The organism is Serratia sp. DD3 (assembly GCF_000496755.2).
On record NZ_AYKS02000067.1, the window covers coordinates 1 to 20,538 of the forward strand.

Annotated in this window: 17 protein-coding genes; 9 read left to right on the forward strand and 8 right to left on the reverse strand. The window is 49.9% G+C overall.

Annotation, left to right across the window (positions count from 1 at the left end):
• Together IO95_RS11625 and IO95_RS25180 are read left to right on the forward strand one after the other, a co-directional pair.
• Positions 1 to 315: integrase core domain-containing protein (locus IO95_RS11625; RefSeq protein ID WP_037385466.1), on the forward strand; the 315-nt coding region annotated here is incomplete at its 5' end.
• Positions 316 to 691: 376 nt separating this feature from the next.
• Positions 692 to 994 carry a hypothetical protein gene (locus IO95_RS25180; protein ID WP_023492354.1) on the forward strand — a complete coding sequence of 101 codons (303 nt, stop codon included), beginning with the start codon at positions 692 to 694 and terminating at the stop codon, positions 992 to 994.
• 138 nt (positions 995 to 1,132) lie between these two features.
• On the opposite strand, the gene IO95_RS11635 is transcribed toward IO95_RS25180, so the two are convergent.
• From IO95_RS11635 to IO95_RS11645, 3 genes are all read right to left on the reverse strand, one after another.
• Entirely contained in the window at positions 1,133 to 2,332 is a 1,200-nt protein-coding gene (locus IO95_RS11635; RefSeq protein ID WP_023492355.1) for a M20 family metallopeptidase, read from the reverse strand.
• Between the two features lie 245 nt (positions 2,333 to 2,577).
• A complete protein-coding gene (locus IO95_RS11640) occupies positions 2,578 to 3,015 on the reverse strand; it encodes a type II toxin-antitoxin system HicB family antitoxin (protein WP_037385471.1) in 438 nt (145 codons plus the stop codon).
• Positions 3,016 to 3,039: 24 nt separating this feature from the next.
• Positions 3,040 to 3,222, reverse strand: a complete 183-nt coding sequence (locus tag IO95_RS11645) for a type II toxin-antitoxin system HicA family toxin (protein ID WP_037385474.1) — start codon at positions 3,220 to 3,222, stop codon at positions 3,040 to 3,042.
• 263 nt (positions 3,223 to 3,485) lie between these two features.
• Here IO95_RS11645 and IO95_RS11650 point away from each other — a divergent pair, with 263 nt between their 5' ends.
• A complete protein-coding gene (locus tag IO95_RS11650) occupies positions 3,486 to 4,181 on the forward strand; it encodes a pirin family protein (protein ID WP_037385477.1) in 696 nt (231 codons plus the stop codon).
• A 44-nt stretch (positions 4,182 to 4,225) separates the two neighbouring features.
• On the opposite strand, the gene gntR is transcribed toward IO95_RS11650, so the two are convergent.
• Positions 4,226 to 5,221 (reverse strand): gluconate operon transcriptional repressor GntR, encoded by a 996-nt coding sequence (gntR, locus tag IO95_RS11655; protein ID WP_023489086.1) that lies wholly within the window; start codon positions 5,219 to 5,221, stop codon positions 4,226 to 4,228.
• A 385-nt stretch (positions 5,222 to 5,606) separates the two neighbouring features.
• Between gntR and asd the strand changes: the two genes are divergently transcribed.
• The 6 genes from asd (at position 5,607) to glgP (ending at position 16,612) form a co-directional block, all read left to right on the forward strand.
• Positions 5,607 to 6,710 carry an aspartate-semialdehyde dehydrogenase gene (asd, locus tag IO95_RS11660; RefSeq protein ID WP_023489087.1) on the forward strand — a complete coding sequence of 368 codons (1,104 nt, stop codon included), beginning with the start codon at positions 5,607 to 5,609 and terminating at the stop codon, positions 6,708 to 6,710.
• Between the two features lie 423 nt (positions 6,711 to 7,133).
• A complete protein-coding gene (gene glgB, locus IO95_RS11665; protein ID WP_023489088.1) occupies positions 7,134 to 9,317 on the forward strand; it encodes a 1,4-alpha-glucan branching protein GlgB in 2,184 nt (727 codons plus the stop codon).
• A complete protein-coding gene (glgX, locus tag IO95_RS11670; protein WP_023489089.1) occupies positions 9,317 to 11,320 on the forward strand; it encodes a glycogen debranching protein GlgX in 2,004 nt (667 codons plus the stop codon). Before glgB ends, glgX begins: the two co-directional genes overlap by 1 nt.
• 12 nt (positions 11,321 to 11,332) lie before the next feature.
• Entirely contained in the window at positions 11,333 to 12,610 is a 1,278-nt protein-coding gene (gene glgC / locus IO95_RS11675) for a glucose-1-phosphate adenylyltransferase (protein WP_023489090.1), read from the forward strand.
• Between the two features lie 96 nt (positions 12,611 to 12,706).
• The gene (gene glgA, locus IO95_RS11680) at positions 12,707 to 14,140 is read left to right on the forward strand and encodes a glycogen synthase GlgA (RefSeq protein WP_023489091.1); all 1,434 of its coding nucleotides are present in this window, start codon (positions 12,707 to 12,709) and stop codon (positions 14,138 to 14,140) included.
• Positions 14,141 to 14,164: 24 nt separating this feature from the next.
• Positions 14,165 to 16,612, forward strand: coding sequence for a glycogen phosphorylase (gene glgP, locus IO95_RS11685; protein WP_023489092.1), 2,448 nt, complete (start codon positions 14,165 to 14,167; stop codon positions 16,610 to 16,612).
• A 57-nt stretch (positions 16,613 to 16,669) separates the two neighbouring features.
• Here glgP and glpD read toward each other — a convergent pair whose 3' ends face one another.
• The 4 genes from glpD to glpE all read right to left on the reverse strand — a co-directional run bounded on the left by glpD (position 16,670) and on the right by glpE (position 20,483).
• The gene (glpD, locus tag IO95_RS11690) at positions 16,670 to 18,178 is read right to left on the reverse strand and encodes a glycerol-3-phosphate dehydrogenase (protein ID WP_023489093.1); all 1,509 of its coding nucleotides are present in this window, start codon (positions 18,176 to 18,178) and stop codon (positions 16,670 to 16,672) included.
• 211 nt (positions 18,179 to 18,389) lie between these two features.
• On the reverse strand, positions 18,390 to 19,148 hold the full coding sequence (locus tag IO95_RS11695) for a DeoR/GlpR family transcriptional regulator (protein WP_037385481.1): 759 nt from the start codon (positions 19,146 to 19,148) through the stop codon (positions 18,390 to 18,392).
• Between the two features lie 27 nt (positions 19,149 to 19,175).
• A complete protein-coding gene (gene glpG, locus IO95_RS11700) occupies positions 19,176 to 20,012 on the reverse strand; it encodes a rhomboid family intramembrane serine protease GlpG (protein WP_023489095.1) in 837 nt (278 codons plus the stop codon).
• A 144-nt stretch (positions 20,013 to 20,156) separates the two neighbouring features.
• The gene (gene glpE, locus IO95_RS11705) at positions 20,157 to 20,483 is read right to left on the reverse strand and encodes a thiosulfate sulfurtransferase GlpE (protein WP_023489096.1); all 327 of its coding nucleotides are present in this window, start codon (positions 20,481 to 20,483) and stop codon (positions 20,157 to 20,159) included.
• Positions 20,484 to 20,538: the final 55 nt, after the last annotated feature.

Genomic DNA, 20,538 nt, shown 5'->3' on the forward strand with positions numbered 1-20,538 from the left:
CCGGCTAAACCGGTGCAGTGGCTGACGGATAACGGTTCAGCGTACACCGCGCATGACACAAGGAAGTTCGCCAGAGAGTTGAATCTGGAACCGTGTACAACAGCAGTAAGTAGCCCGCAAAGTAACGGAATGGCAGAGCGGTTCGTGAAAACGATGAAGGAAGACTACATCGCGTTCATGCCAAAACCGAATGTGAGAACGGCACTGCAGAATCTTGCGGCGGCGTTCAATCATTACAATGAAAGTCATCCGCATAGTGCGTTGGGATATCACTCCCCGAGAGAATACCGACGCCAGCGGGCATCGTTAACTTAAGATACAAAAGCTGTCTGGAGATGGCGGGTCAAGAACAGTATTTTAAAATGCTCTATCTGGGGTGTTCTACATTCCAACGTCATTTTTCCGATGTATGGTATCGCTAATTTTTAATATGTTAGCGAATCAGACTTCAACATCGATACTGGCAGCAACGACAAGGCGAGCTTGCTGAATGGGTACCCCGGCAGATTTGTTGCTCCCTCACGGTCACATGGCTGATCATGCCGCGGGCTTCTCATCATTGCGGTCTATTTGCATATGCTGATATTGGTGCAATGTGACTTAAATCAAAAAATGATCTCAGAAACGATTTACTATTGAACAGGGTCTATTATTGATTATGTTCAATTACGTTTAGACGAGGAGTGCTGTGATGCCATGGGGTCATGAAATTCAACAGGCAATTAATTTGTTAGAGGGATGTCAGCACCATAATGCAGACCATCTTCCTTGTCCTGCTAGGGGCGACCAGCCAGGAGCAGTGGGTACCTGCGCAGAAAAAATCATGCCGCTGATCATCTTGATTAATGCCTTCGCTGATGTACTGCCGCAGCATCAGGAATTACATCGTGTAGGTATGAAGCTGGAGGAGAAGGGGTTGATTAAGAAACTGGAGTCGGGGGAGAGTTATAGCCAAAATGCGTTGAATTATTTGAGTGCTTTGGTTGAGTCTTAGGCCGCTAGCTATAGATCTTGATGATGCAATTAAAAGTCAAGAATATCAATTATTCGAGTAGAAACCCAAGGCCTCGTCTTGCATAAACAGCAATCGTTGCGTCGTCATTTCTCGGTAGCGTGAATGACGACGGCATGATCATGGTATTTCATTAACAGCGGCTGCGGTCAGATTACCGGTTTGCTGTGCCAATTGTAGATAGTAACGTACCCCGGCAATTAGCGCCCGTTCGTCAGGTGAGAAGCAGGCGTTATGTAGTGCCGCATTATTAGCTCCCGCTTCGCCGACACCGAGCCAGGCAAAACAGACTGGGGCAATCTGCTGATATTCTGAAAAATCCTCTCCCACTGACATGGGTAAGGCGGCTAGGTGAAATGCCTCTGCCCCCAATGCCAGGCGAGCTGCACGACCTGCCAACTCGCAAAGTTGCGGATCGTTATTGATGGCGCTGTAATCCCACTCATCGAAGCGGATATCGCACTTACAGCGATAAGCCTGTGCGGTGGAATGACAAATACGGGTCATTGCAGTGCGCAGATGCTCGCGGACCTGCGGCGTGAAACTGCGGGTCGTTCCACACAGGCTGGCGCTATCGGGTAGGCGAGCCGTAGAGCCATCACCACATAACAGGCTACACAGAGAAACGACGGCGGCGTCACGCGGGTCTATTTCACGCGCGACGATGCTCTGCAAAGCACCCACTACCGCAGCTGAGGCGACAATCGGGTCGATAGAGAGCTGTGGCATCGAGCTATGTCCCCCTCTGCCTGTAATTTCAATATGAAAAGTATCGCGGTTGGCAGTGGCAATGCCCGGTTTAATCTCGATCTGGCCACTGGGTAGATTTGGCTGCAGATGCAGGGCAAAGAACATCTGAGTTTGGTCCAAACAGCCAGAATCTACCAGCTCTTTGGCACCCCCCGGTGACATCTCCTCCCCACGTTGGAAGATAAAGATCACCTCACCAGCAAGTTGGTCTCTCAGTTGCGAAAGCAGCGCTGCGGCACCCAGTAGCATGGCGCTGTGCCCATCGTGGCCGCAGGCGTGCATGACACCAGGTTGTTGTGAGTCAAAATCACGGTGGTTTTGTTCTACTACGGGTAAGGCATCGATATCAGCCCGCAAGGCAATGGTTGGCCCAGGGTGTTTGCCACGCAGATAAGCGACGACGCCTGTGGGGGCCGGTGTCGTAATATCTATGCCATCGAAAGTGGCCAGTTGTTCGATCAGATAACCGGTTGTCCAGTGTTCCTGGTGAGAGAGTTCTGGGTGACGATGCAAGTCACGGCGCCAACCAATTACCCTTTTTTCTGTTGCTTTCCAGTCAAGTGTCATCATGGTCTATACCTGATTAATCTCCCCGAACGGGGTTTCTTTTTCTCTAAAACCAGGGTCGTTCAACAGGACAAATTTTTACGCCATAGCCAATAAAATCGCTTGCAAATACAAATGATAATCATTACTATCTTTGGTGTTCAGAGACAATATTACTGTCTGATACTGTCTTCCTGAATGCAAGGCATTGCTCACATTGCTTCCCGTGTTTACTTAGCCAGCCCAAGTGCTGGCTTTTTTTTGATAAGCTATTTCACATTGAGCTCATGCCTTGCTGCTTCCGCTAAGAAGTGACTCCGATCACGGTAAGTTGCTTGATTATCCCGAATATAGTAATCAATGCGCTTAATGAGTACGTCAGGAAGTGCAATATTAATACGCTGTTGTTTTCCTTCAAAAGAGGATAAATCAACATCTATAACAAACCATGTATCGTAATCAAGATACTCAGGATTAGCAGAATAGAGCATAAACCCCCCATCCTTAATATCGCTAACTGAATGTTTTCCGCTTAATATCATATCCTCTACCGTCAGCAAGATAGCTTCTCTTGCCATGACTGCGATATCTTCCTGAGAATCAGCAGCCGAGAAACATCCATAATCATAAGCAGAAAATGCCGGAACAATCATACCGTATGCGGTTTTTTCATCTTTTGGTGTTTCTACACCTACTGAAAATAACATATCAACCTCCAAAGTCGGCGGGGATCAGATCCCCGCCATTTTTTTGATCGAGCTAACAGTGCCAAGAGGTAAGTCTTTTTTCGGGTGTGGAACAGGAAATGTTTTTCCTGTAATAGGCGACCACCATATTTGATGGCTCCCTCCATTATGCCGTTTAAGTTCACAACCAGCAGCCATTAGCTCTTTTATCAGGTCAGTAGATTTCATGTTTCCTCCTAACCTAATAATCAATATACACACGCATACACACAATGCAAGTTGTACACGATTTTATCGTACTGAAAAGGGGTCAACAATGCATATTCTCTACAAACTTTGAGATAGCTCTAGCCACTTCATTGTTGGTTAACAAGCAGTTAACATTTTCCATCAAAACTAAATCTAATTTTTTGAATGTATCTGTGCGATTTTTGCACTTTTATATTTCAATTCCAGCGCTATTCTATAGAAAATGTTACGGAGAGTTGAATATGATTTATTTACGTAAAGCAGCAGATCGCGGTCATGCTAATCATGGTTGGCTGGATAGTTGGCACACCTTTTCATTTGCCGACTATTATGACCCAAATTTTATGGGGTTTTCAGCGTTACGAGTGATCAATGAGGATGTGATCGATGCAGGCCAGGGGTTTGGCACTCACCCCCATAATGATATGGAGATCCTGACTTACGTACTGAGTGGTACGATAGAGCACCAGGATAGTATGGGTAACAAAGAGCAGATTCATGCTGGCGAGTTTCAGGTGATGAGCGCGGGTACCGGTATCCGCCACTCAGAGTACAATGCCAGCTCTGAAAACCCATTGCATCTCTACCAGGTCTGGATTATTCCCGATCAGACGGGGTTGCAACCACGTTATGAACAGCGCTTGTTCGATGAACCACAGGGTCGACAATTAATCCTGTCGCCGGATGCGCGTGAGGGTTCACTGAAAGTCTTCCAGGATATGACATTGTCGCGCTGGCGGCTGAAAAAAGATCAGCAGTCAGCCTATTCAATGCCGGCTGAACGACGTGTTTGGGTCCAGGTAGTGTATGGCAATGTATCGATTAACGGCCAGCAAGCCGCTACCAGCGATGCGTTTGCAATATGGGACGAAACAACATTGTCGATTGATGCCGCTGAAGACAGTGAGATCCTGTTGTTTGATTTGCCACCCGTGTAATGGTAGGCGCGTGAGCGCATTGAAGTAATAGCCTGGCGTTGAGCTTAGATGCTACCACCAGGAGCCACCGTGAAACCCACATCCACCATGCGGGGGGAGACGCTCTCTCCTCGCAGCCGGGCTAACAGGCGCTCCGCAGCAATTTTTCCCATTTGCTCACGGGGCGTCAGTACACTGGCCAGTTTGGGCATCATCACCTGACCGATATCATGCCCATGGAAACCGGCAATCGCCATATCTTGCGGAATTGACAACCCCTGACGTTGGCATTCAAATGCGGCACCGATAGCCAGGTCATCATTGGTACAAAAAATACTGTCGATCTGCGGATAGTCCCGCTGTGCTTCCCGTAGCATCTCACCCCCAGCAGAGTAAGAAGAGGAACGATCACTCATGATGCTGTAGGCTTCAAGGCCAGATTCACGCATCGCTTGCTCGTAGCCTTGTTGCTTGATGATAGTCCGTTCATCTTGACGCGCGCCGAAGTACACCACATGACGATGACCGCGGACGATGATTTGCTGCGTCATCTGGCGTGCCGCTTCAAAGTTATTGAACCCTACTGCCAGATCGATGCAAGGTGAGACGCAGTCCATCAATTCCACCACTGGGACGCCTGCGACTTCGATCATCTTTAGGGTCCGGTCGGTATGGTGGCGTTCAGATAGAATCAGGCCATCAATATTATAAGAAAACAACGAGGTCAGGCGCTCTTCTTCCCGCTCAGGTAAATAGCCGTAGTGTGCCAGCATGGTCTGGTAGTTATGTGCATCAGTTACGCTCTCGATACCACGTAACACTTCAGCAAATACCTGGTTGGTTAATGAGGGGAGCAATACACCAATCGCACGGCTGGTGGCGTTGGAAAGAATATCTGGCGCTCGGTTGGGAATATAGCCAAGTTGGTCCAATGCGCGGGCAATTTTTTGCTGCAAAGCGGCAGAAACCTGATCGGGATGACGCAAATAACGGCTCACCGTCATTTTGGTCACACCAACCTGATCTGCAACATCTTGAAGCACTGGCCGTTTTTTCTTCATTATCAATGGACTGGCTAAACGTAAGTAGGGTATCAGTTTAGCAAAAAAAATGGTCTATCGGTACGTGGATGTCGCAGACGGCATAAAAGCTGGTCTCCTTTTTGGGAGTCATGACTCTTGGACAGGGTTAAGCTGGGGATGATCATTAGCAGCATTACTTGGAAGCGCGGGTTTATCGAATAAATTCACTTTGCGCCTGCGCCAACATTTTGTAAGGTGAATGACAGTAAATTTTATTCACAGAGTTGTTCGCGGCCAGCGCATGCAGTGCAAAGTACGGGCTGGCATGCTTCCTGCTGTTTGGATAACGCTGGGTATCATTCTATTTTTTGCTTTTCCCTGACAGGGGTTGAGCATAGTCATCCTCCAAGGCAGGACTGTAAATATGAAAAACGTTGGTTTCGTTGGTTGGCGCGGCATGGTGGGTTCCGTACTTATGCAGCGCATGATGCAAGAGCGCGATTTTGATGCTATTCGCCCGGTATTTTTCTCCACTTCACAGCATGGTGATGCCGCTCCGGCATTCGGTGGTCAACAGGGTACGCTGCAAGATGCCTATGATGTGGAGGCATTAAGTGCACTCGACATTATTATTACTTGCCAGGGGGGGGATTATACCAATCAAGTCTACCCGGAACTGCGTGCAATCGGCTGGCAAGGCTACTGGATCGATGCGGCTTCTTCACTGCGGATGAAAGATGATGCCATTATCATTCTTGACCCCGTTAACCATGAGGTGATTCAACAAGGGTTGAATCAAGGTATCAAAACCTTTGTGGGGGGAAACTGTACGGTCAGCCTGATGCTGATGTCGTTGGGCGGCCTGTTTGCCAATAATCTGGTGGATTGGGTCTCGGTGGCGACTTATCAGGCGGCATCTGGTGGTGGGGCGCGGCATATGCGTGAACTATTGACTCAGATGGGGATGTTACACGCAGATGTGGCAAAAGAGCTGCAGAACCCAGCCTCAGCAATCCTGGATATTGAACGCAAGGTGACGGAGGCAACTCGCTCCGGCAAATTACCGACCGATAATTTTGGTGTGCCTTTGGCGGGCAGCTTGATCCCGTGGATTGATAAGCAACTGGAGAATGGTCAGAGCCGTGAAGAGTGGAAAGGTCAGGCGGAAACCAACAAAATCCTCAATACCTCTAGCATTATCCCGGTTGATGGTCTGTGTGTGCGCGTTGGTGCACTGCGTTGCCATAGCCAGGCATTTACGCTGAAACTGAAGAAAGATGTCCCGCTGGCTGAAATTGAGCAATTGCTGGCGACCCATAATGACTGGGTTCGGGTGATCCCGAATGATCGCGAACTGACGATGCGTGAACTGACACCAGCAGCGGTGACGGGCACACTGAATACACCGGTTGGCCGACTGCGCAAACTGAACATGGGGCCGGAGTACCTTTCGGCGTTTACCGTTGGTGACCAGCTGTTGTGGGGGGCTGCGGAGCCGTTGCGCCGTATGCTGCGCATTTTGCTATAACGGTATTGAGTACCACTGGGTAGATAATAATCAATTTTACGAGGGTTGTGTTCTTTCAACCCTCTAAACTCTTTTTTTCCACTTTTCCATTCGTGATAGCGCGTATGACGTTGGGCTGGTCGCTTCCCAAGCGCGGCTCACAGCATGAATTTCCCACACAAAAAAAATCCTTCATCTGGCGGCAATATTTTTGACGGATATTGTCTATGCTTAACGGGTTGGCAGATGACTTCTAAAATAATGTTGAAGTTTTGTCCGAAAAATAAGCATAAAAAGCGAAACTATGATTTGGCCGTGAATGGATTTATCAATAACCGACCGAAATCACGCTTTAAGTAGCAAATGAATTGCATGATAGACGTATTGGCTGCTTTTTAAACGTAGCTCCCAAAAAGTCATGCTGTTAAATAAAGGAAGAATAACATGTCTGTACTTCCCGAACGTGACCTGATTAATCAGATCATTTCTGGTCACTATGCCGACCCTTTTTCACTACTTGGTATGCATGTTACTGCGAATGGGTTGCAAGTTTGTGCCCTGTTTCCTGATGCTAGCGCCGTGTGGCTGATAGAGAGCAAAACAGGTAAACGTTTAGTTCAACTTAATTGTGAAGATGAACGCGGTTTTTTCAGTGCTATCGTGCCGCGCCGTAAAAACCCTTTCCGTTATCAGTTTGAAGTCAGTTGGCATGATCATCAGCAAATTGTCGAAGATCCCTATCGTTTTGGCACCTTGTTGCAGGATATTGACAGTTGGCTGTTGGCTGAAGGAACCCATTTGCGGCCTTATGAACGTTTGGGGGCACATCCAGATCAGCTGGATGAGGTTGAAGGTGTCAGTTTCGCGGTCTGGGCGCCGAATGCGCAGCGAGTTTCGGTAGTCGGGGAGTTTAACTTCTGGGATGGCCGTCGACACCCGATGCGCTTACGCAGGGAAAATGGCATTTGGGAGCTTTTTTTACCCGATGTCAGGGTCGGGCAACTGTATAAATATGAGCTTATTGACTGTTACGGTAATGTTCAGCTGAAATCCGACCCTTATGCTTTTGAGGCGCAGATGCGGCCAGACACCGCTTCTTTGATTTCGCCGTTGCCTTCGGTGGTGGAAAATAGCCCTGAGCGGGGCAGAGCCAACAATTTTGACCGCCCTATCTCTATTTATGAAGTCCATCTCGGTTCCTGGCGTCGTCACTCCGATAATAATTTCTGGCTCAGCTATCAAGAATTGGCTGAGCAGTTAATCCCTTATGTTAAAGCGATGGGGTTCACCCATATTGAGCTGTTGCCGATCAACGAACACCCATTTGATGGGAGTTGGGGCTATCAGCCTCTTGGTTTATACGCGCCCACCCGGCGTTTCGGTACGCCATCGGAGTTTAAAGCTTTTGTGGCGGCGGCCCATGAGGCGGGGATTAATGTGATCCTTGATTGGGTTCCTGGGCATTTCCCTTCTGATACCCACGGCTTGGCGAATTTTGACGGTACTGCACTGTACGAATATGCCGACCCGCGCGAAGGGTTTCATCAGGACTGGAACACCCTGATTTACAACTATGGTCGTCATGAAGTGCGTAACTATCTGTCTGGTAATGCATTTTATTGGCTGGAACGCTTTGGCATTGATGCTTTGCGCGTCGATGCGGTGGCATCGATGATTTATCGTGACTACAGCCGTGCGGACGGTGAGTGGGTGCCGAACTACTTTGGCGGTAAAGAGAATCTGGAAGCGATCTCTTTCCTGCGTTACACCAACCAGACGTTGGGTAAAGAGCGCCCAGGGGCGGTGACCTTGGCGGAAGAGTCAACGGATTATCCCGGTGTCACACTACCACCGGAGGCTAACGGTCTGGGGTTCCATTACAAATGGGATCTGGGCTGGATGCACGATACGTTGAGCTATATGAAGCTTGACCCGGTACATCGTAAATACCATCACAACATGATGACTTTCGGCATGCTTTACGCTTATACCGAAAACTTTGTGTTGCCGATCTCCCATGATGAAGTGGTGCATGGTAAGGGTTCGATCCTCGATCGGATGCCGGGGGATGCCTGGCAGAAGTTTGCTAACTTGCGGGCCTATTACGGTTTTATGTGGGCACATCCCGGCAAGAAACTGCTGTTTATGGGCAGTGAATTTGCTCAGGGGCGTGAATGGAATTTTGATAGCAGCCTGGATTGGCATCTGCTGGAAGGGGACGACAGTTGGCACCATGGTGTTCAACGGTTGGTGCGTGACCTAAACCATTGCTATCAGCACAATCCACCATTGTATCAACAAGATTATCAGCCAGCGGGTTTTGAATGGCTGGTGGTGGATGATCATGAAAATTCGGTATTTGCCTTTGCGCGCTATGACTCGCAGGGGAACGAGCTGATCGCCATCAGTAATTTTACACCGGTCCCTCGTCATCACTATCGCATCGGTATTTCCCGTCCAGGGGAATATCAGGAGATCCTGAATACCGACTCTTATCATTATCACGGTAGCAATACCGGTAATCAGGGGCGAGTGGTCTCAGAACCGGTCAACAGCCATGGTCGTGAGCACTCGATCATGGTGATGGTGCCGCCATTGGCGACGGTTTACCTGAGGCGGGAGTCTTAATGATGGATCTGATGCCGGGTCTTGCTGCGCCCTTAGGGGCTTATTATGACGGTAATGGCATCAATTTTACCTTGTTTTCCGCCCATGCCACAGGGGTTGAGCTTTGTCTGTTCGATGAGCAGCATCGTGAGACGCGGATACCACTCCCCGCGCGCAGCGGGGATATTTGGCATGGGTATCTGCCAGGGGGGAGGCCGGGGCTACGTTATGGCTACCGGGTTCATGGGCCATTTAAACCGCAACAAGGGTTGCGGTTTAATGCCAACAAGCTGTTGCTTGACCCGGCCGCCCGATCAGTAGAAGGACCTGTCGCTGATCACCCCTCTCTGCATGGCGGTCATGATCTGCCCGACCCACACGATAGTGCTGCGTTGATGCCAAAGTGCATCGTGATCGACGAAAGTTATGACTGGCAAGATGATCGTCCGCCCGTCACGCCTTGGAGCAAAACGGTGCTTTATGAAGCCCATGTCAGAGGGTTGACGTTATTGCATCCGCAGATCCCAGAAGAGTTGCGCGGCAGTTTTGCCGCCCTGGGTCACCCGGTAATGATCAACTACTTCAAGCGATTGGGGATCACCGCGCTTGAACTGTTGCCGATACAGCAGCACACCACGGAACCCCGTCTACAACGCATGGAGCTGACCAACTACTGGGGATATAACGTGTTGGCGCCTTACGCACCAAACAATCGTTATTGCAGTTTGAGCAGCAAGATGACGCCGCTGCGTGAATTTCGCGATGCGGTAAAAGCACTGCACAAAGCCGGGATAGAAGTGATTCTGGATGTGGTGTTTAACCATAGTGCAGAACTGGATGCTTATGGGCCCACCTTGTCGTTTCGCGGCATTGATAACCTGAGTTATTACTGGCTCACCGCCGATGGCGATTTCGAGAACGTCACGGGTTGCGGCAATACGTTGCGTTTGGATCAGCCTGCCGGTGTGGCCTGGGTGATGGATTGCCTGCGTTTTTGGGTGCGTGAATGTCATGTGGATGGTTTTCGCTTTGATCTCGGTACGGTGTTGGGGCGTATCCCTGAGTTTGAGCGGGATGCACCACTGTTTCAGGCGATGCTGGCAGACGATACGCTGGGTCGTTGTAAGTTGATTGCTGAACCTTGGGATATCGGGCCGGAAGGGTATCAGCTTGGGGCGTTTCCTGGTCGGTTTGCCGAGTGGAATGACCATTTTCGTGATGATATTCGCAGCTTCTGGTTGAAAAACGATCGGCCACTGGGGCAGTTTGCCCAACGTTTTGCCGCTTCCAGCGACATATTTGATCTGCGTGGGCGCGCGCCTTATGCCTGCATCAATCTGCTGGCGGCTCATGATGGTTTTACGCTGCGCGATGCGGTGAGTTTTAACCACAAGCATAATCAACTTAATGGTGAGAACAACCGTGATGGTCATGACTATAACTTTAGTAATAATCATGGGGTTGAAGGCAATGGTGTCGAAGGACTGATTGCCGACCAAGCTGTTTTACAGCGCCGTAGAAATAGCCAACGCGTGCTGCTTGCCACGTTGTTGCTGGCCCAGGGAACACCGATGCTGTTGGCGGGCGATGAGCATGGTCATAGTCAGCAGGGGAATAACAATGCGTATTGTCAGGATAACGCTATCACTTGGCTCGATTGGGCCAAAGCAGATGATTCTCTTACTGAATACACCGCGGCCTTGATCCGCTTGCGCCAGCAGATCCCCGCTTTGCAGGGGGGAACCTGGTGGCAGGAGGGGGACGGTAACGTACAGTGGTTAAACGCACAAGGCCAACCACTGAAGGTGCAAGAGTGGGAAGACCTGGACGGGCAGCATATACAGATCCTCCTTTCACAACATTGGTTGCTGCTGATTAACGCGACAGCGAAAGCTGTGGAGATGACACTCCCTGAGGGGGATTGGCAGCCAGTTCCCCCTTTCACGCAGGAATATTCATTGGTTGATTTACCCTCTTGGTGCCAGGTTGCGCATTCTCTTTGTGTGCTGGCAAGGAAAAATTAAAAGGAGTCAGTTGTGGTCACGTTTGAAAATAAAGATTCTTTGTTGTTAGCGCGGCAACTACCTAATAAAGCTGTTGCCCTGATTCTGGCCGGGGGACGAGGTTCACGTTTAAAAGATTTAACCGCTAAGCGCGCCAAGCCCGCAGTGCATTTTGGCGGTAAATTCCGCATTATCGATTTTGCCATGTCGAACTGCCTGAATTCAGGGATTCGCCGCATGGGGGTTATTACCCAATATCATTCGCATACGCTGGTACAGCATATTCAGCGTGGCTGGTCGTTCCTCAATGAGGAGATGAATGAGTTTGTTGACCTGTTACCCGCCCAACAACGTCTGAGTACTGAGCATTGGTACCGGGGAACGGCGGATGCAGTTTGCCAGAACCTGGATATTATCCGCCGCTATCAGGCGGAATATGTGGTGATTTTGGCCGGTGACCATATTTATAAAATGGATTATTCGCGCATGTTGTTCGACCATGTGCAGAAAGGGGCGCAATGTACCGTGGCCTGTATTCCGGTGCCACGTAAAGAAGCCGGTGAATTTGGTATCATGAAGGTAGATAGTCATGACCGGATTTTGGATTTTCTGGAAAAACCGGCGGATCCGCCCGCGATGCCAGACAATCCTGAGATGTCGTTGGCCAGTATGGGGATCTATATTTTCAACGCCGACTATTTATACCAACTGTTGGAAGAGGATATGTTACTGCCTGATTCCAGCCATGATTTCGGCAAGGATCTGATTCCTAAAATTACTGCGCAGGGCGCAGCTTGGGCTCACCCGTTTACCCTTTCCTGCGTCACCTCCAATGACGAACTGCCACCTTACTGGCGTGATGTCGGTACGCTGGAAGCTTACTGGCGAGCCAACCTGGATCTTGCTTCGGTAACACCGGAATTGGATATGTATGACCGCGCCTGGCCAATCCGCACCTATATGGAGCCGCTACCGCCGGCGAAATTTGTTCAGGACCGATCCGGGAGTCACGGAATGACCATGAATTCGCTGGTGGCTGGTGGTTGTATTGTTTCGGGTTCGGTGGTGGTTCATTCGGTGCTTTTCTCGCGAGTGAGGGTCAATTCCTTCTGTACTATCGACTCCTCAGTGCTATTGCCGGATGTGAATGTTGGTCGTTCGTGTCGCTTGCGTCGCTGCATTATTGATCGAGCCTGCCATATTCCGGAAGGAATGGTGATTGGTGAAAACGCAGAGGAAGATAGCCAGCGTTTTTATCGTTCGGCAGAGGGCATTGTGCTGGTCACGCGCGAAATGTTGTCAAAGCTGTAACGACTGATTTTGTCGAGCTGATTTTGTCGAATAGTGGGCATGGATAGAGGCGGCAGCTATCGGTGCAAAAGAGTTTTGCCGCTTTCAGGAGTGAGAATGCAGGTTTTACATGTATGTTCTGAAATATTCCCGTTGCTAAAAACCGGCGGCCTTGCCGATGTGGTGGGGGCATTACCGGCAGCACAAATTGCCGAGGGGGTGGATGTTCGGTTGTTGTTACCGGCGTTTCCTGATGTGTGCAATGGGATTCCAGATACGGTATTGGTGACCCAGGTTGACTCTTTTGCTGGTTTAGTCAGCCTACGTTACGGTATTTATCAGGGTATCGGTGTTTACCTGATTGATGCACCTTGGCTGTATAACCGTTCGGGCAGCCCATACCATGACCAATCAATGAGTGCATATCCAGATAACCACCGCCGTTTTGCTTTATTGGGGTGGATGGCTTGTGAACTGGCGAAAGGGTTGGATCGTTATTGGCGGCCACAAGTGGTACACGCTCATGATTGGCATGCTGGATTGACCTGTGCCTACCTGGCAGCCAATGGTCACCCGGCTCGTTCTATTTTTACGGTTCATAATCTGGCCTATCAGGGGCTGTTCGCTGCCCAACATCTGCAAGAGTTGTGGTTACCTTCGGCGTTTTTCAATATCTACGGGTTGGAGTTCCACGGGCAGATTTCATTTCTGAAGGCGGGCCTATACTACGCCGACCATGTCACCACCGTCAGTCCAACCTACGCATGTGAAATTACACGGCCTGAATTTGGTTATGGCATGGAAGGATTACTGCAGGAGCGCCAGCGTCAAGGGCGGCTTAGCGGTATTCTCAATGGCGTTGATGACAACATCTGGGACCCGGCCCGTGATGCCAATCTGACGGCGCGTTACGATGCAGACCATCTGAAGAATAAGATCAAAAACAAACTGCATCTGCAAAAAGCGATGGGGCTACAGGTGGATGAGTCGTTGCCCCTGTTTGCGGTGGTGAGTCGCCTGACCAATCAGAAAGGGTTGGATCTGGTGCTGGAAGCGTTGCCTACGTTGTTGGCGCACGGTGGGCAGTTGGCGTTGCTGGGGGCCGGTGATGCCGTCTTGCAGCAGGCGTTTCTGGATGCCGCCGCCGATTATCCTGATCAGGTGGGTGTGCAGATTGGCTACCATGAAGCTTTTTCTCACCGTATTATCGGTGGTGCAGATGTGATCCTGGTGCCCAGCCGCTTTGAGCCTTGTGGGTTAACACAACTTTATGGTTTGCAATATGGTGCCTTGCCGTTGGTGCGCCGCACGGGGGGGTTGGCGGACACCGTGGTGGATTGCGCGCTGGAGAATCTGGCAGACGGTAGCGCCAGTGGGTTTGTTTTTGATGATTGTGATGCTGTCGCCTTGAGCAATGCTATTCGGCGTGCGCTGGTGTTATGGAGCCGGCCGAAACATTGGCGGCGAATACAGCGCCACGCTATGAATCTGGATTTTGGTTGGCACGTAGCGGCAAGGGATTATCTGTCGCTTTATCAACGCTTATTGTAATCGCGTACTTGGGATTGAATTACTATGACTTCACCGTTTAGTTACACCTCACCCACGGTCAGTGTTGAAGCGCTGAAACATTCCATCGCCTATAAACTGATGTTTATTGTTGGTAAGGATCCGGCTATCGCGACTCAGCACGACTGGCTTAATGCTGTGCTGTTTGCGGTACGAGACAGGATGGTGGAACGCTGGTTACGCGCGAGTCGCGCCCAGCTTTCGCAAGATGTTCGGCAGGTTTATTACCTGTCGATGGAGTTTCTGCTTGGCCGGACGTTATCGAATGCCCTGTTATCCATGGGAATTTATCGGGATCTTGAGGATGCACTCGATGAAATGGGCCTGAGCTTGAGTGAATTGCTTGAAGAGGAAAATGATCCTGGCTTAGGCAATGGGGGCTTGGGCCGTTTGGCTGCCTGTTTCCTGGATTCGTTGGCGACGTTAGCCTTGCCAGGAAGAGGCTATGGCATCCGCTATGAATATGGCATGTTCAAACAGAATATTGTTAACGGCCAGCAGATGGAGTCGCCGGACTACTGGTTGGAATACGGTAACCCGTGGGAATTCCCGCGCCACAATACCCGCTATAAGGTGCGTTTCGGTGGGCGTATTCAGCAGGAGGGAACCAAGGCCCGCTGGGTAGAAACTGAAGAGATCATTGCTATCGCTTATGATCAGGTGATCCCTGGTTTTGATACTGACGCCACTAACACACTCCGTTTATGGAGTGCGCAGGCCAGTAACGAAATCAACCTGGGTAAATTCAACCAGGGTGACTACTTTGCTGCGGTGGAGGATAAAAACCATTCAGAGAACGTATCGCGCGTGCTCTATCCTGATGACTCCACTTATTCTGGGCGTGAGCTACGTCTGCGGCAAGAATACTTCCTGGTTTCAGCGACAGTGCAGGACATTCTTCATCGTCACTGGATAATGCACAAAACCTTTGCCAATCTGGCTGACAAGGTTGCCATTCACCTGAATGATACCCACCCCGTTTTGTCCATTCCTGAATTGATGCGTTTACTGATCGACGAGCATAAATTCAGTTGGCTGGATGCTTGGGCGCTGGTGGAAAAAGTATTCTCTTACACCAACCATACGTTGATGAGTGAAGCTCTGGAGACCTGGCCGATAGAAATGCTGGGTAAGATCCTGCCACGTCATTTGCAGCTTATTTTCGAGATTAACGACCATTTTCTCAAGCAAGTTCAACAGCAGGTGCCGGGTGATAATGACTTACTGGCGCGGGTCTCTCTGATTGATGAAACCGGTGGCCGACGGGTTCGCATGGCATGGTTGGCGGTGGTAGCAAGCCATAAGGTGAATGGCGTATCAGCACTGCATTCGGAGTTGATGGTGCAATCTCTGTTTGCTGATTTTGCGCGGATTTTCCCGGGTCGTTTCTGCAATAAAACCAACGGGGTGACGCCGCGTCGCTGGTTAGGGTTAGCCAACCGACCGCTGTCGAAAGTATTGGATGACAGTATCGGTCATCAATGGCGTACCGATCTTAGCCAACTGGCCGAGCTTAAGCAGGATGTGGATTACCCGAGTTTCTTGCTGGCGGTGCAAACAGCCAAACGGCAGAACAAAGAGCGGCTGGCCAGTTATATTGCCAAAAAGCTCAATGTGGTGGTGAATCCGGATGCCTTGTTCGATGTGCAGATCAAACGTATTCACGAATATAAGCGGCAGTTGCTTAATGTATTACATGTGATTACTCGCTATAACCGTTTGCTGCAGGATCCTGAAACCAAGCCGGTACCTCGTGTGGTGATTTTTGCGGGTAAGGCGGCCTCGGCTTACTATGCCGCCAAACAGATTATTCGTTTGATTAATGATGTCGCTAAAGTGATCAACAATGACCCGCGGGTCCACGATGATTTGAAAGTGGTGTTTATCCCCAACTATGGGGTCAGTTTGGCACAGATGATTATTCCGGCGGCTGATCTGTCAGAACAGATTTCACTGGCAGGGACTGAAGCTTCAGGCACCAGTAATATGAAGTTTGCTCTGAACGGTGCTTTGACGATTGGTACTTTGGATGGCGCTAACGTTGAAATGCTCGAGCATGTCGGGCAAGAGAATATCTTTATCTTTGGTAATACCGCCGAACAAGTAGAAGATTTGCGTCGTAATGGTTACAACCCGCGTCAATATTTTGAACAGGATGAGGAGTTGCATTTGGCGCTAACGCAAATCGCTACCGGTGTATTCAGCCCTGATGAGCCGAAACGGTATAGCAGTTTGTTTGATTCACTGGTCAATCTGGGGGATCACTATCAATTGCTGGCAGATTATCGCAGCTATGTGGATACGCAGGATAAAGTGGATCAGTTATATCTTAACCAAGATGACTGGACACGCAGTGCGGTGCTTAATATTGCCAATATGGGCTATTTCTCTTCTGACCGTACCATTCAAGAGTACGCGGATGAGATCTGGAACATCAAGCCGATAAAATTGTAAGCTGATAAAGTTGTAATGGTGAAAAGGGCCGGGTAACCGGCCCTGATACTCTGTTGATTAACTTACCTGTGACGCTATTTTCGCTTCAGCCTGTGCGGTTAGCCAGGTTTTAACCCGTGCTTGTTGCGCTTCGCTGAGCCACATTCCCAGTTTGGTCCGCCGCCAAATGGCGTCATCCAGCTCACTAACCCACTCTTGATCAACCAGATAACGCAATTCAGCTTCATAGAGCTCGTGCCCAAAGTGTTCACCTAAATCACTCAGATTGCTAGCGTTGGCCAGGATCTGTTGACTGTGACTGCCATAAGTCCGGGCGTAGCGGCGAGCCAGTGATTCCGTTAACCAGGGGGACTGTTGGCGCAGTTTGGCCGCATAGTGATCACGGCTGCCCGCGATGTCGCCCCCTGGCAGTAAACCGTTTTTGGTCCATGCTGGCCCACACCCTGGGTAATAATGCGCCAGTTTTTCCAGCGCATGTTCCGCCAGCTTGCGGTAGGTGGTGAGTTTGCCACCAAATACCGAAAGTAGCGGGGCCTTGCCCTGAACATCATCAATATCCAAGGTGTAATCGCGGGTCACTGCTTGTGGTGAGTCTGATTCATCATCGCACAGCGGGCGGACACCGGAATAAGTCCAGACGATATCGTTACGACCCAACTGTTTTTTGAAGTGGTGATTATAGACCTTCAGCAGATAGTCGATCTCGTTCTCATCGATCTGGACCTCTTGGGGATCGCCGTGGTACTCCACATCGGTGGTGCCAATGATAGAAAATTCATCCATCCACGGGATCACAAACACAATACGGTGGTCTTCGTTCTGTAAAATATAGGCTTGTGGTTGATCATGCACTCTGGGGACCACGATATGGCTGCCCTTAATCAGGCGAATACCGTAGGGGGATTTCAGCTTCAACCCATCATCAAAGAAGTGTTTCACCCAAGGCCCGGTGGCATTGACCAACCCCTTGGCTCGCCAGGTAAGACGCTTGCCGCTATTGACTTCGGTAGCTTCCACCACCCACAGGTCATTCTCCCGCCAAGCCCGGGTGACTTGAGTGCGGGTACGTACTTCACCACCCCGTTCGGTAACAGCCTGGGCATTTAAGACCACCAGACGGGCATCATCTACCCAGCAGTCGGAATATTCGAAACCGCGCTTTAATTCTGCGTTTAAAACCGAATCAGCGCCAAAGTGCAAGCCTTTGCTGCCTGGCAGGCTGGTGCGTTTACCCAAATGATCATATAAGAACAGGCCGGTGCGAATCATCCAGGCTGGGCGCAAATGGGGTTGATGTGGCAAGCGGAAACGCATGGGAAAGGTGATATGTGGGGCTAGCTTTAGCAGCACTTCACGCTCAGCCAGTGCTTCGCTGACCAGGCGGAACTCGTAATGTTCCAGGTAGCGTAGGCCACCATGGATCAGTTTTGAACTGGCGGAAGAGGTTGCACTGGCCAAGTCTTGTGCTTCCAGTAGCAGAACGGAGAGCCCACGGCCAGCAGCATCTGCAGCGATGCCCGCACCGTTAATACCGCCGCCAATAACGATCAAGTCTTTGGTTTCCACATTAACCTCGCAAGAATGTTCGTAATAGTTCTTTAATGTTCTATTTTGCTCATTATTGTAATCATAAACCAACAATTAAGCCAATAATTAACCGGGGCAATCTGTTTTAACGAAAAATGTTGAACGACAAATTTAACAATTTGCCGGGTATGCACATCAATTGAAGAGGCGATCGGGGGAAACCTCTCCTGTGATAGGAGAGGAGGGGAACTTAGCAGATCTCTAGTTGTACATCATACTGCTCGATAATTTTCATCACGCTAGGGGGCGGGTTTTGGTCGGTAAACAGGTAGTCAATCAGGTTCATATTGCCAAGATTAACCATCGCATTACGGCCAAATTTGGAATGATCGGTGACTAACATCACACAGCGGGAGTTTTCGATAATGGCTCGTTTGGTGCGTACTTCATGGTAATCGAATTCAAGTAGTGAGCCATCCATATCGATACCGCTGATGCCGAGAATGCCGTAGTCGAGGCGGAATTGGGAAATAAAATCCAATGTCGCTTCCCCCATAATGCCACCATCTCGAGTGCGCACTTCGCCACCAGCCAGGATCAGGCGGAAATCCTCTTTGGCGGTGAGCAGGGTGGCGACATTCAAGTTGTTGGTGACGATGCGCAGATTTTTATGCCCCATCAATGCATGGGCGACAGCTTCCGGCGTGGTGCCGATATCAATAAACAGTGTCGCGCCATCAGGGATCTGGCTAGCCACGCGCTGAGCGATGCGATTTTTTTCTTCTGAGTACATGATCTTGCGGTCATGATAGGCGGTATTCACTGAGCTGGAGGGGAAGGCAGCACCACCATGGTGGCGCTGTATCTTGTTCTGATCAGCCAGGTCATTTAAATCACGTCGAATGGTTTGCGGACTGACGGCGAAATGCTCCACCAACTCTTCGGTGCTGACATAACCCTGTAAGCGCACCAATTCGATAATTGCGTCATGACGCTGAGTTTGCTTCATGATAATCCCCTAATATGTACCTGGCTGTTATTGCTCATTGCGCGTGTGATGTCGCGTATCCCAGAATGCCATCAATAACCCTAACACTAAACCGGCGATGTGTGCTGCATTAGCAATCGATATGCCAAAAACATCGAAATGGCCGATGACCAGCCAGAGCACGGAAAATACCATTAGACCCCGTGGCAGATTGATGCCTCGTTCTGGTGCGCGCTCACCGGTTAACCAGACGTAACCTATCAGGGCGTAAACCACACCAGAAAGACCGCCAAAGAGAAACCCACTAAATAGCGATTGTGCCCAGCCACTGAAAAGGGCTGAAACCACGGTGATGACAAATAACTTACCGCTACCGAGTAATTTTTCCACTGGGCCACCCAGATACCACCACCAGAGCAGGTTAAACGTAATATGCAGTAATGAAAAATGCAGGAAAATATGGCTGACCCAGCGCCATAGCTGACTATATTGCGAGCTGTTTTGCGGCCAGGAAAGCCAGAACATCACCGTGTTATCCCCCAATATCTGCATCAGAATGTAGATCAGGATGCACGATACCATTACCGTGAGGGTCAGTGGTCCCGCTTTGCTGCGGATGGTTTGCAGATAGGAAAATTGTTGGTAGTTCAACCCGGTGTCGGTGTTGCCGGTTTGCCAACTGGCGGCCTGATAACGTTGGTTGAGGGGATCGTGCAGAAACTGTTGCAGTTCGTGCTGAACTTGCTCCAGATGAGTCTCATCTGCCAGCCAGATTTCGGCCGCTTCGTCGCTAGCCTGGACACTAAGCTGCACCCCAAGTGTTGCCATATAATCGACAAAAGCTTGTGCCAAACGCGGGTTGGATACGGCGATCACTCGAACCATAGGTTTTCCGTCTCGGTAGATAATATTGACCACGGATATGACTAGCAGTGGTATTGAGGGATGATTATAGCGTTGAAATCCTGCCGATAGGCAATGGAATGGATAAAAAGCGGGGGATAATTGATCCACCGCTTAGATGAGCTGTTATGAAGAGGCGGTGACCTCTTGCGGAAACTGACGTGCCCAGGCTTCGAAACCACCATCAATGCTATAGACGGCTTCAAACCCTTGTTGCCGTAGGTACTGTGCCGCACCGCGGCTGCTAACACCGTGGTAGCACATGACCATCACCGGGTGCTCGAACTCATTGTGCTGCATAAAGGTTGTCAGGCTGTCATTGGTAAGATGGAATGCGCCTGGTACATGGCTTACGGCAAAACTTTGTGGGTCTCGAATATCGACCAGCGTCGCACTGCCCTCTTTCAGGTGAGAATAGGCCTGCTCAATATTGATCGTTTCAGCTTGCTGCATAATGTTAACGTGCCTCATTGTGCGGGGGAATTTTGGGAGAGTGTACCCCATTTTG